Raw genomic sequence first — 13266 nt, 5'->3', positions numbered from 1 at the left:
TTAAAAACAACGATTTTTCCCTATGGGTTACATTGAACCGGCTCCGATTAAGGACAAGGCAAATCCTTTCGAGTCAATGATGTCCAGATTCAATATCGCAGCCGAAGCGCTGGGACTGGACGAAGAAGTGTACAACGTTTTAAAATCTCCCTCAAAACAAGTTTCTGTTTCGCTCCCTATCACCATGGATGATGGGTCGATCAAAGTTTTTGAAGGCCACCGAGTAATTCACTCGAACATCTTGGGACCATCAAAAGGTGGTGTGCGCTATGCTATGGACGTGCACCTAGATGAGGTAAAGGCGCTTGCAGCCTGGATGACATGGAAATGTGCGGTAGTTGATATTCCTTATGGCGGTGCTAAAGGTGGTATTAAATGTAACCCACGCGAAATGTCGGCAGGTGAAATTGAGCGTTTAACCAGAGCTTATACACAAGCAATGAGTGGTGTCTTTGGTCCGGATAGAGATATTCCGGCTCCAGACATGGGTACAGGCCCAAGAGAAATGGCCTGGTTAATGGATGAGTATTCTCGCTCTATGGGTACTACGGTAAATGCTGTAGTAACCGGTAAACCATTGGTACTTGGTGGCTCTTTAGGTAGAGTTGAAGCTACAGGCCGTGGTGTAATGGTTTCTGCTTTAGCAGCTATGGAAAAGCTAAAGATTAACCCTTACCATGCAACAGTGGCTGTACAAGGTTTTGGTAACGTGGGTTCTTACGCTGCATTGCTTTTGGCTGAAAGAGGCTGTACAGTAACTTCTGTAAGCGACATTTCTGGTGCGTACTACAATGCAAACGGTATCGACATTAACAAAGCGATTGGCTACCGTAACAACAACAATGGAACGCTAGAAGGTTTTGACGGTGCAGAGCTACTTGACGATCCGACTGATCTACTTACACTAGAAGTTGACGTACTAGTGCCTGCAGCAATTGAGGATGTAATCCACCTAGGCAATGTTAATGACATTAAAGCGAAGCTAATTGTAGAAGGTGCTAATGGCCCTACATCTGCCGAAGCCGATAAGATTATTAACGAAAAAGGCATTATGGTAGCACCAGACATTTTGGCGAATGCCGGTGGTGTAACTGTATCGTACTTTGAGTGGGTACAAAACCGCCTTGGCTACAAATGGACAAGAGAGCGTGTAAACCGCAGATCGGACAGAATTATGAAAGATGCGTTTGAGAAAGTTTACTCTGCTTCTCAGAAATACAGCGTGCCAATGCGAATAGCTGCTTATATTGTGGCGATTGACAAAGTTGCGGAAACGTACAAGTTCCGTGGCGGATTCTAATTAATGATTATACAATGACAATACATAAAGAAGGAAGGGTACTACTCTTAGTGCTCTTCCTTATCTTTTTTGGGCTGAACTTTGGTTTGAACTACCTAGCGGTAGGTCAGCCATGGCAAGCAATAGTGCTGGCAATTTCAGCTATTATATTCTTTTTCTTCCTTCAGTTTTTCCGTAACCCTACGAGAAAAATTGAGATCAATGAAAAACAGGTTATTGCGCCTGCCGATGGTAAAGTAGTGGTAATTGAAAAAACCACCGAAGACGAATACTTTAAAGGAGCAGAGCGTATTCAGGTTTCTATTTTTATGTCGCCAATTAATGTGCACGTAAACAGAAATCCTGTAACCGGACTTATCAAGTACTTCCGCTACCACAAGGGCAAATACTTGGTGGCTTGGCACCCAAAGTCGAGCACAGAGAACGAAAGGACCACCATTGTTTACGAATTGCACAAAGGGGTTGAAATCCTCATCAGACAAATTGCTGGTGCAGCGGCTCGTAGAATTTGCTGGTACATTAAAGAAGAGCAAAGCGTAATTCAGGGTAAAGAATTCGGCTTTATTAAGTTTGGATCTCGTGTGGATTTGTTCTTACCGCTTGATGCCAAAATAACGGTAGAGAATGGCCAAATAACCAAAGGCGGCCAAACAGTGATTGCTGAGTTGGGGTAATGGTTAACTGTTATTCGTTAACCAGTTATTAGTAGCTGTTCTTAGAGTTTGTCTTTGTTAATATAACGAAACAGTGATTTCTATTTAGGGACTAAAGCAAACCCTCCACAACTCTCATTAGCTGTTCCAAGTATTGCTGATCGGTTGCGTCAAAATCGTTGAGTTTATCTGAATCTACATCTAAGATCAATGCCACTTCCCCATCTTTCATGGCAGGCAACACAATCTCCGATTTAGAATCAGAACTACATGCAATGTGACCAGGAAACTCATCTACATTCTCTACAAGAACTGTTTCGGCCTTTTCCCAGCTCGTACCACAAACACCTTTGCCTTTTCTAATTCGAGTACAGGCAATTGGCCCTTGGAATGGTCCAAGTACTAGCTCATCATCTTTCACCAAATAGAAGCCCACCCAGAAGAAATCCATACCGTACTTTAAGGCCGCAGCTATGTTGGCAAGGTTAGCTGTCAAGTCTGACTCTCCAGTTACCAATGCCTCAATCTGAGGGATTAGCGATTGATATTTCTCTTCTTTTGAAGCGGTATTAGAAACGATAAGTTCTTCGGCCATAATTCTAAAATTTTGAAGTGCAAAGTTAACCGTCAATACGGAAAATCAGTTCAGTCAACCGTTGAGTTTTCGGCAGGAGCAAACAAAGCGTTGTTTCTAAGCACAGCGAGTTTATCGCTTAATACATCTTCTGTATAAAGCGCTCTTCCATTTATCTTTGGTGCACTTATTCCGGCTCCAAAGGCAATTCCCGCAGTAAACACCCTAGCCTCATCCCAAAGGCCAGCTTCAATAAAAAGGTTGAGCACACCGCTTCCTCCTTCAATTATTACCGACTGAATTTTCCTCTTATGAAGGTCATCAAGCAGATCTTCCAAAAAGCCTTCAGGGTTTAGTTTTACAAATTCTAGATTAGAGCTTTGTTCAGATTTCACATGGTTATAAACTACCGTTGGAATACTACCATCGAAAAGGTTCAAGATAGGGTCGACACGCAGGTTTCTATCTATTAAAACCCTTAACGGATCTTTGCCGGACCAACCTCTTACATTCAATCGTGGGTTGTCGTATGTAGCAGTATTAGCACCAACGAGAATAGCATCTTCTTCGGCACGCCACTGGTGCACCAAACTACGCGACATTGGGTTGCTGATCCACTTAGAGTCGAAGTTTTCCCTAGCCACAAAGCCATCGCTAGTTTGCGCCCACTTTAGTATAATGTAAGGTCGCTGCCTTCCCATCACGGTAAAAAAACGGATATTTTGATGGATTGCGGACTCAGCAAAAAGCCCAACAACAACTTCAATCCCTGCGGCTTTCAGTTTCTCCACTCCTTTTCCACCAACAAGCGGATTGCTATCTACGGCAGCTATAACCACTCGTTTCACCTTTTTACTCACTAGCAAATCAGCGCAAGGTGGTGTTTTGCCATGGTGTGCACATGGTTCAAGTGTAACATAGCAAGTCGATTCGGGCAATAGGCTTTCATCCTCCACGGAATTTATGGCGTTTACTTCAGCATGTGCCTCGCCATACTTTCGGTGCCAGCCTTCGCCTATGATTTTATCATCATGCACTATTACGCAGCCCACCATTGGGTTCGGGCTTACTGTACCTCGACCAAGCTCAGCTAATTCCAATGCACGCTGCATAAATTTTGCATCTGGATATGACATGGGCGGATAAACAACCCAGTTATTAGGACTGGTATTTTTCAATTGCTCTAATGACATCTTAGTTTCTGCTAAACTCGATAGTAGACTGAAAATCTCCTTAATTTGCATTATGGCTGAAGCACCTGCAAAAGACTTACATCGGCAAGTTATCAATCAATTGTTAAACTTGTATGAGGAGCGCGAAGTGAATGCACTCGCTAAGCATTATTTGCACGATCGCTTTCATGCCGATGCCATGAAATTGGCAATGAACAGCCCTATTCACTATGATGAAAACCTGCTAAAACATGATTTGAGATTGTTGAGAGCAGGCACTCCTTTACAGCACGTTGTTGGCTTTGCCGAATTCTACGGCCGCAGATTTAAGTCTACTCCTGCCGCCCTTATTCCTCGCCCTGAAACGGAAGAACTCGTGAATTGGATATTGGAAGATAACCACCAGGTAAATCATCAAATCAAACTGCTCGACATAGGAACAGGAACAGGCTGCATTCCCATTTCGCTGGCGCTTGAAGCAGAAAACATTAGCGCTGAAGGGATTGATATTGCTGAAGACGCCATTGATTTAGCCAGCCTAAATGCCCGGCAACTAGAGGCGAAAGTTGATTTCAATAGGTTGGATATACTGAATGAAAAGCTACCTGAAAGCACTTACGACATTATTGTAAGCAACCCACCTTATATTCCAGAGAAGGATAAGGAGAACATGCATGCGAATGTGCTTAAGCACGATCCGGCTTTGGCGCTTTTTGTATCTGATAACGATCCGCTGCTTTTTTATCGAATAATTACTGAACAAGCTACCAAAGCCTTAAAGCCCAAAGGAAAACTGTATTTCGAGATACACGAACAATTTGGCGAGGATGTTTTGGCACTACTAAAATCTAACGGTTTTACTGATTGTGAGCTAAGAAAAGACCTTCAGGGTAAAGACCGAATGGTAAAAGGAACTAAGGCTTAGCTACTTGCTGAAAGTAAAAAGCTTTCAACAGAAACACCTTAAATAAGCAGCGCTACTCCCCCTTTTTCGAAAAGGGGGCTAGGGGGATTTGCGTTGTCAAACAGCATTCCAGAGTTCAGTCATCTGCTAGAAAACTACTGCATCAGTGCTCTTCTCAAATCACCACCTTCAGAAAACTTATCTACTATTTTTATAATAGAATTACTATTTATATAGTTATTCTACTATATTTATAGTATGAAGGAATTAACAAAGGCAGAGGAAAGGGTAATGCAAATCCTTTGGAAGCTCGAAAAAGCTTTTACCAGAGAGGTTGTAAATGAGTTTAAAAAAGACCCGCCAAGCTACACAACAGTGGCCACTGTGCTTACTGTACTGGAACAAAAAGGCTTTGTGAAACAAGAAATGATAGGCAATGCGAAGCGCTATGCCCCTGCCATATCTAAAACCGCCTACAGCGAGTTTACCATGAACAATGTGCTGGGTAAATACTTTGAAGGTTCGTTAAGCCGCTTGGTTTCCTTCTTTACCGAACGCAAAGACCTAGACATTGATGAACTAGAAGAGATCATTAAGATTATTGAAGATAAAAAGGAGGAGAAGTAATGGATTTAATATTCAATTGGAGCTTAAAAGCCAGCCTACTCTTAACACTGCTATTTGGTGTTTATTATTTTCTTTTCAACAGCAATTCCAACCACCAACTGAAACGCGGAATTCTGTTGCTGATACTAGGTATGGCTGTGTCATTCCCACTTATTCAACTCAGCACTTCTTCTACACTAATCACCCAAGCCATATCAGAGCAATCCGGTTTTATATCTAACACGCAGCTATCAAAAACACCAATAACATATCAGCCAATTGAGGATACCTATAGCGAAAACGCCAAATACACAACTCAGCAAATACTTCTACTTGTTTATTCGGCTGGAATAATCATTTCATTCCTGCTTCTACTTGTTGAAGCACTTAGGCTCTATAGTTGGTCGAAAACAGGAACAAAAATTCTGATATACGAAACTGAAGTCACCCTCCACCCAAAGGTCAAATCTCCATTTTCGTTTTGGGGCAAAATATTCCTCCCCTCAACACAAACGTATGACAACACTACACTACAAGCCATAGTTGCGCATGAAATCGCCCATGTTAAACAACGACATTCTTTTGACAGCAGCCTCACTGCAATAGCTCAATGCGTGCTTTGGTACAACCCGGTTATTTATCTGTTGCACCGCCAAATAAAACTGAACCACGAGCTTATAGCCGATAGCAAAACCATTGCGCAAGTTGGTCAAGCTTCCTACGCTAAGTCTCTGTTGAACATTTGCATGGATGGCTACACCAGCCCATTAACGCATGCTTTCTCACAAAAAACATCACTTACTAAAAGATTAAAAGCCATGAAAAACACGCCATCAAAAAAATACAAGACTGCAATAGCATTGGGTAGCATCTGCATTTTTAGTCTTTTACTTTTCTCACAAACAAGCCTACAGCAAGTAGAAGAAAACCTCCACTTACCGACCAAGTTTACTTCGGTAAATTATGACCTTGGTGAGGATGGCATGTTTAGTACCGAAAAGGTTACTGACTATGCGGATGAGCAACCCGATACCTGGGTCAGTAATCCTTTCACTCATGTTCTAATCCCCATAACCCTTCCTGAAAAGTACAAGCGCATGATCCTAGAATCGCAGAAAGCCACTGGTGCATTTAACGGAGCCTATTCTAGACTTGTACTAAATGAAGAACCGAAAATATTAGAGGAAAAGTTTTTTCATCTAAAAAATGAAGACTACTACAAAACAGACTTAATGATAAGGCTTAGTAAGAAAGAACGCCTGGAAATACTGGACAAAGCCAACGAGTACATTGAAAAGTATGTACAGCCTATTTACCCAAACTATCAAACAATAAATGAACTCGAATTCCTAAAACTTGAGTATCTAATGTTAATATCACCAGGCGGGGAATCAATCCCTCCGATTCGTAAGCTTTACACCATAGAAGAACTGGATGTTCAACCTAGCCCTAATGGTGGGCTAAAAAGATTTATTGAATCTGTGGGTACCAACCTTGGTGAGGTTGACCTAACCGCCATGGAAAGCCTACCGAACGAAATAAAATTTGAAGCCACAATAGTAAGTTCAGGTATTTTCACTAGCCTGAAGTTGGTTTCTGAAATTGAGGACGATTCCCCTCAAGCCGATCAGGCATATGCAATTCTTGGCCAGCTCAATAAGAATATTATTGAGTTCTCTAAAGCTTATGGTTGGAGACCAGGTGAGGCTGATGGCAAAAAAGTAGCCACTGCCATGCCAATTGTAATCCCTAAAAACATTTTAAAATGAACACGCTAATTGAAACTTCTCAACAATTACTCAACTGGAGTATACAAGCTGGAGTAACCTTGCTTTTGCTTTTTGCTTGTTATTATCTGCTTTTTAGGAATAATACCGCCCTGAAACTGAGAAGGAGCTTACTACTCTCATTAGTTGGTCTTTCTTTGCTGGCACCTTTTATTGAGTTACCTAAAAACGACATTGCCCCACAGGTATATGTACCAAAATTCGAGTTTACACGCACAACACCTAACCAACCAAAAGCACAGGTCAATATTGTAGAAACAAACCAAACCAGTCCTGTACAAAAGGTAACTGTGACGGCCACTTCCTACTCTACAATGGACTATATCGCTATGGCCTTTGCGATTGGTGCCGGTATTTCGGCCTTTATATTTATGCTCCAACTTATTCGCATCTATTGGTTGGTTCGCAACGGCACAACGGAATGGCAAAAAGGGACTAAGCTAGTAAAGCACTCCCTTATACAATCTCCCTTCTCGTTCCTTAACTGGATTTTTGTTCCTACAGAAAAATATGACAATGACACCTGGAAAATCTTGATGGCCCATGAACACGCACACCTTCAACAAAAACACAGCTTAGATATACTCTTTACCCGTACCATTGCAACGCTTACATGGTACAATCCTGCAGTTTACCTTGTCATTCAGGAGCTTAGGCAGTTGCATGAATCACTAGCCGATGAGCAGGTTTTAAAGGCTACTTCAGTAAGAGACTACTCTAAAACGCTCTTGGCATTTAGCTTCGACACTAGTCCAAAACTAGCACAAGCATTCTCATTAAAAACATCCATTAAAAAGCGCTTAACACACATGCAACAAACAAAAACAAACTGGAAGAAAACGGTTACTTCATCCGCATTACTCATAATAATTTGTATTACGCTAGTAGGCGCTCAATCACAGACAGTGATTAACGAACAAGCAAAGAAAGAGAAGTATTCTAATACTCAAATGGATCTCTATTTCAACCTACTCGTAAGCGATCAGATTAGTATTAGGCACGAACAGATTTTTGAAAAATTGCAAAGAACCCACCCTAATGAAGACATTCTTATTAGGTATGAATCAAGTCCACAAAATTTAGACTATCAAAGCAACTTTAGTCATTTAGTTAAGCCATTATATTTTGGTGAGCTTTCCCAAGAAGATAAGGATCAAGTCTTTGACTATGCCATGCTCGACACCAGAAGAGTTAACTCAGTCAGCTTTTCGCTAGCAAACACGAGCAAAAGGTTCAGCTTGGCAGAGATAAAGGATGACATAAAAGACTATATGGACAAAACCACCTTGTTTGTGGTATTCTATCATACCGTAGAATTTGACGAAACCATATATAGCTACAATCAAGTAGACACACCACCTGCACCAGCTGGTGGATTAGAGGCCTTTCAGCAAGCAATAGCACTTGACAACCCCTTGCCTAAAGGCCTTAGCTCAAAAAAGCTACCTGAATACATTGAATTCTCTGCCATAGTTGATGCGCACTCTTTAGGCAACCTGCTTTTAGTAACCGAATTAGAAGGTACTGAGGATGAAACACTGCCATACTATAGGTACATAGGCAAACTTTTGACCGATATAAACGAAAAAAGTCGCAGGTTTTACAAATGGAAACTTGGTGTAAAAGATGGCAAAGAAGTAAAAACAAGAATTAGAATTTCCATCCCCACAAAATACATTCAGTAATCTTTCGTAGTCTCTAGCGCAAGCGGGTTAAACCTGCAATTGTGTGTTTACAAAGCCCGCTTGTCGGGCTTTACTTATACACATCCGTTTGCACTTCTTCTATTAGCCAAAACGGCTTTTCGTTAGACTGCACCCGCACCTTACCAGAAACTTCGGCTCTTAACTCGAACGGCTCCAAGTACGGCTCATTTTCCATTTCGGTATAAAAGCCCTCCGATTTGAAAAAGGTACCAGGCACAATGGGATGAATACCAAAAACCTGTCCCGTACTTACCCACTTCTGAAATAGTCCCCGTCTTACATACACCCACTTCTGGTTGTTATAGAAAAGCACCACGTCAAGCTCGGTGCTCAGTTCTTTTACCATATCTAAAATTCGGGTGCTGAAAATATCGGCCAACACATTAACAGCTGGATACTGATTGTCGAGCAAATAAACAAAGCCTGCATTCAATAGGTCGTTCGACTCAAAAGCGAGCAACTTTACTGGCGATTGTAGCTTTAAACGTGGTTTTAACGCCTCCACTTGCTCAAACCGGGCAATCACAACATCTATTTTAATTCCCCAATGTAGCACCTCCTCCAAAGCGTTGGTGGTTACCACCACTGTTGGGCTCCACTCCAAAAGCAGTTCAACAAACTCTAGACTTAGGGTTTTAGGGTCATCAATTAGCAAGGCCGGCTCTTGCTCATCGCGCACAATGTGGTGTGAAGACATAAATTTAGCTTATCGTTCGGCACAAAGTTACAAGCAGCATGCTTTTAACCATAGAGTTTATCTAAATCAAGGCCTCATTCTAAGTGAGACCTTGAATATAATAAGCAACAAAAAAAGGCCATAAATCACTTTATGGCCTTCCGAATACTTTCAATACTTAATATTACATCACCCTCGACTGCTGAGGAACGCGAATGATATCGCTTTGTGCAATTTCGCTCCATACCAAAGCACTAGCACCTAGTACCGCAGCATTTTTATCCATCAACTCCGAAAGTTTAATCTGAATCTTTCCTTTGTAACCAGGATACAAATAATCGTTAAAAGCCTTTTTGGTCGCTTCAATCAAAATATCACCTGCTTTGGCCAATCCGCCAAAAAGGAAGATGGTTTCAGGGCTGGTTACAGCGGCAGCATCGGCCAATTTAAGCCCAAGAATGTCAGAGGTATATTCGTATGCTTCCAAGGCAATTGGATCTCCCTGAAGCGCCATTTCGGTAATTTTCTTTGACGAAAGCGACTCGTAAGTGTAGTTTCTGAGTGGCGTATCTACATTATTTGTAGCCAAAAGCTTAAACACCGTTCGCTTAATACCTGATGCCGAAGCGTAGGTTTCTAAACAACCGCGTTTACCACAATTACACTCACGGCCGTCAGGGTAAACGTTGGTGTGGCCAAGCTCGCCTGCCAACCCATCATGACCATAAATTAGCTTGCCACGGGTTACAAAACCAGAGCCTAAGCCAGTACCCAAGGTCACAACAATAAAGTCATTCATGTCTTTGGCACCACCAAAAACCTTTTCGCCAATAGCAGCCGCATTGGCATCGTTGGTCATAATCATTGGCAGGTCAAAGTGCTTCTGAAACAAATCGATAAAAGGAATAATACCCTTCCAGTGCAGATTTGGCGCATGCTCAATGGTACCGTTATAATAGTTGCCATTTGGCGCACCTATGCCAACACCAATAATATCGATTGGTTCTAATATCTTATCTAGGTTTTCTTTGATGGCCGTACTTAAAGCCTCTAAAAACTGATCTATTTCTTTGTGGGTATAGGTAGGAATTGAGCCTTCCATTAGGATGTTCCCCTCAATATCACTCAATCCAAACTTGGTGAACGTTCCACCAATATCAATCCCAAGAGCTGTTTGTCTCATAATTATTAAGTATTCAGCGTATTCTTCCCGAAAGCATGTGCTAGATGCACAATTTTTCCCAAAGAATCATTCAACAATATCCGCAATAACCCGCTATGCTAACTTAGGTAGAAAGTTTTTTTAGGTAATCGTTTGCATAAGATCCCCGGGGTATTTGTGCCAAAAACAAAAACGGCCGAATACATCCAAATTCGACCGTTTTTAGAATTTTAGCAGCTATCAATAACCGTAAAACTTACAATTAAAAAGCTAGCGACAGCGACAACAGGAAGTTGGTACCTGCCTGCGGATAGAGGTAGTTTTCTCTTACCTCATAACTCGCTCCCGCAAAATAGCCAAAGGTATAGCCGTTCGACTCGTACATGGTGTTGAACACGTTATTCACCAACAGATTCAGGTTTACTTGCTTAAAACCTTTCATGTCGAAACCATAGTTTATACGAATATCATTCACAAAGAAGGCGTCAATCTTACGGCCTTCGTTAGATGTGTTATCTAGGTATTGATCGCCCACGTACTTCGACATAAAGGAAAGCTCTAGGCCATCAGTCGGACGGTAGCTCAACTGGCTACCCGCAATTAAGCTAGGCGAAAAGCTAATATCTGTATCTTCAAATTCAGTACGTACTTCATTGTACTCGTCAAAAGCAGGGCCGTAATCAAAAATCAATTCTTCAAAGGCCTTGATCTTATTGCGGCTCAAAGTTCCGTTTACATTCCAGTAGAGCTTTTTGGCCAACTTGATATTCGCGGCCACCTCTACTCCCATTCGGTAACTATCTGGCACGTTTGTTCTAATAGAACCTCCCACATCGTTAACATCGCCCGTAAGCACCAGTTGGTTTTTGTAGTCCATTAGGTAATAGTTTACCTCCAGTCCCACGTTTTCGGTTACTTTACGGAAACCAACCTCTAAGTTGTTCAATGTTTCGTGCTTTGGTTCTGTGCCTGGCGCTGCATCTATAATGTCAGACCTGTTCGGTTCTTTATTACCAATGGCGAAAGACGCATAAACCGATGTGTTTTGTGCCAACTCATAAATGGCACCAAACTTAGGGTTGAAGAAAGTGTACTGATTATCGAAGTCAATCACACGTTGATCATTATCAACCCCTAACCCTCGGTAGTCTATGGCGCGTATCTGCACATCACCATAAACGTTCAATTTATCTGTAGCCTGTAGGTTCACTTTCAAATAGGTATTAAAATCAGATTTGTCCGATTGGCTTTCGTAATAGCGATGTCTTATATCGCCATTGCTTGCATATTCTGCCCAAATAACTTCACCGTAGTGCAGGCCATCATACTCATTGTAAGCACCACCCAATGTAGCTTCAATGTTGCTTTTGCTATAATGTAGGTCGTAAGTAACACCATAAAAATCATTGTCCAACCATCTTCTTCTTATCAAATCGGTTGAAGTAATGGTTTCACTCCCAATCTGAACATCATTAAGACCGTAATCGGCCAAATCATCATCATTTCGGAATTCCTCATAATAACCGGCCCCTTTGGTGTAGTGCAAACCAGCATGTAGATTCCAATTGGCACTAAAGTTCTGATTCAGGTGCAACTGATAATGATCCTGACCATAATTATCAGTTTGATTATCGTACAGGTAGTAATTGAAAGTTCTTCCGCTGTTCAACAGATTATCGGCTTGTTCTTGCGTGTAACCGTTGTTGGCAATCACTTCTTGCATACCAGCCTCATCGTTTTCCAACCTAGCCTGCGGTGTTCCCCACCAGCTCTGGTACGTTTTCTCTTCGCCACTAAATGTTATGAATTTGATGCTCGTGTTGTTATTCAAATACTCACCTGATAAATAATACGATTGTAGGTCTGAAGACGCTCTATCGATATAACCATCTGACATGATTTTTGACAATCTACCTTCAAAAGCAAAATGGTCATTCAACAAACCAGTGTTGAATGTTGCATTATAGCGCTGAGTATTGAATGAACCGTAACTAACACCTACTTTGGCGCTTGGTTCGCGGCTTACACCATTGGTAAGGATGTTTAACGATGCTCCGAAAGCTCCTGCACCATTGGTAGATGTACCTACTCCACGCTGAATCTGAATATCGGAAGTTGACGAAGCAAAATCTGGCATATTCACCCAGAAAGTACCTTGAGATTCTGAGTCATTCACCGGAATACCGTTAATGGTTACGTTAATGCGGGTTGGGTCGCTACCACGCACGCGAATGCCCGTGTAGCCAACACCTGCTCCGGCATCTGAAGTAACCACCACAGATGGCGTAAAGTTGAGCAAGAAAGGCATGTCTTGCCCCAGATTTTGCTTCTCTATTTCCTCTTTGCTTACGTTGGTGTAGGTGGTTGGTGTGTTTTCTGATGCACGTGTACCGGTAACCACAACATCACCTAAGCTACGTTCACTAGGATTTAGGTTAAAGTTGAAGGTTTCATTCCCATCAACCTTTACTACCTGCTCCTTTGTTATGTAGCCTATCATTGAAATTACAATGGTGTAATCTCCGGCAGGTACATTGCTAATACTGTACTCACCTTGTGTGTTGGTTGAATTTCCTCTATTCAACTCTTTAAGCACTACGCTAGCGCCATAAGCCACCGAATTATCGGAAGCATCTCTCACAGTACCTTTTACCACATACTGTGCCTTTGCCGCTAATGCTATTGGTAGCATCAGGGCAATCCAAACTAATTTTTTCATTAAAAAT

At 41.8% G+C, this 13266-nt stretch carries 11 protein-coding genes; 6 read left to right on the top strand and 5 right to left on the bottom strand.

From position 1 onward, the window contains the following. Positions 1-22: 22 nt before the first annotated feature. Together BMW98_RS06260 and BMW98_RS06255 are read left to right on the top strand one after the other, a co-directional pair. Entirely contained in the window at positions 23-1300 is a 1278-nt protein-coding gene (locus tag BMW98_RS06260) for a Glu/Leu/Phe/Val family dehydrogenase (RefSeq protein WP_090257656.1), read from the top strand. Between the two features lie 14 nt (positions 1301-1314). Next, a complete protein-coding gene (locus tag BMW98_RS06255) occupies positions 1315-1974 on the top strand; it encodes a phosphatidylserine decarboxylase family protein (RefSeq protein WP_090257655.1) in 660 nt (219 codons plus the stop codon). Positions 1975-2065: 91 nt separating this feature from the next. Here the strand turns inward: BMW98_RS06255 and BMW98_RS06250 are convergent, their stop codons facing one another. Together BMW98_RS06250 and ribD are read right to left on the bottom strand one after the other, a co-directional pair. Next, on the bottom strand, positions 2066-2548 hold the full coding sequence (locus BMW98_RS06250) for a GAF domain-containing protein (protein ID WP_090258230.1): 483 nt from the start codon (positions 2546-2548) through the stop codon (positions 2066-2068). 50 nt (positions 2549-2598) lie between these two features. After that, positions 2599-3639, bottom strand: coding sequence for a bifunctional diaminohydroxyphosphoribosylaminopyrimidine deaminase/5-amino-6-(5-phosphoribosylamino)uracil reductase RibD (gene ribD / locus BMW98_RS06245; RefSeq protein ID WP_090258229.1), 1041 nt, complete (start codon positions 3637-3639; stop codon positions 2599-2601). A 133-nt stretch (positions 3640-3772) separates the two neighbouring features. On the opposite strand from ribD, the gene prmC reads away from it, so the two are divergent. The 4 genes from prmC (at position 3773) to BMW98_RS06225 (ending at position 8681) form a co-directional block, all read left to right on the top strand. Continuing rightward, positions 3773-4624, top strand: a complete 852-nt coding sequence (gene prmC, locus BMW98_RS06240; RefSeq protein ID WP_090257654.1) for a peptide chain release factor N(5)-glutamine methyltransferase — start codon at positions 3773-3775, stop codon at positions 4622-4624. A 237-nt stretch (positions 4625-4861) separates the two neighbouring features. Further along, on the top strand, positions 4862-5230 hold the full coding sequence (locus BMW98_RS06235) for a BlaI/MecI/CopY family transcriptional regulator (RefSeq protein WP_090257653.1): 369 nt from the start codon (positions 4862-4864) through the stop codon (positions 5228-5230). After that, positions 5230-6978, top strand: a complete 1749-nt coding sequence (locus BMW98_RS06230) for a M56 family metallopeptidase (RefSeq protein WP_090257652.1) — start codon at positions 5230-5232, stop codon at positions 6976-6978. Before BMW98_RS06235 ends, BMW98_RS06230 begins: the two co-directional genes overlap by 1 nt. Further along, positions 6975-8681 carry a M56 family metallopeptidase gene (locus BMW98_RS06225; protein WP_090257651.1) on the top strand — a complete coding sequence of 569 codons (1707 nt, stop codon included), beginning with the start codon at positions 6975-6977 and terminating at the stop codon, positions 8679-8681. The genes BMW98_RS06230 and BMW98_RS06225 overlap by 4 nt, the downstream gene beginning before the upstream one ends. Before the next feature lie 70 nt (positions 8682-8751). Here BMW98_RS06225 and BMW98_RS06220 read toward each other — a convergent pair whose 3' ends face one another. The 3 genes from BMW98_RS06220 to BMW98_RS06210 all read right to left on the bottom strand — a co-directional run bounded on the left by BMW98_RS06220 (position 8752) and on the right by BMW98_RS06210 (position 13259). Next, positions 8752-9399 carry a hypothetical protein gene (locus BMW98_RS06220; RefSeq protein ID WP_090257650.1) on the bottom strand — a complete coding sequence of 216 codons (648 nt, stop codon included), beginning with the start codon at positions 9397-9399 and terminating at the stop codon, positions 8752-8754. Positions 9400-9562: 163 nt separating this feature from the next. Beyond that, positions 9563-10561: an ROK family protein gene (locus BMW98_RS06215; protein ID WP_090257649.1), complete on the bottom strand. Its 999-nt coding sequence runs from the start codon at positions 10559-10561 to the stop codon at positions 9563-9565. 241 nt (positions 10562-10802) lie between these two features. Further along, on the bottom strand, positions 10803-13259 hold the full coding sequence (locus BMW98_RS06210) for a TonB-dependent receptor (protein WP_090257648.1): 2457 nt from the start codon (positions 13257-13259) through the stop codon (positions 10803-10805). Between the last annotated feature and the right edge of the window lie 7 nt (positions 13260-13266).

It is taken from the genome of Roseivirga pacifica (genome assembly GCF_900111145.1).
GTDB classification, from domain to species: Bacteria; Bacteroidota; Bacteroidia; order Cytophagales; family Cyclobacteriaceae; genus Roseivirga; species Roseivirga pacifica.
This window is presented reverse-complemented; position numbering and strand designations above follow the sequence as displayed.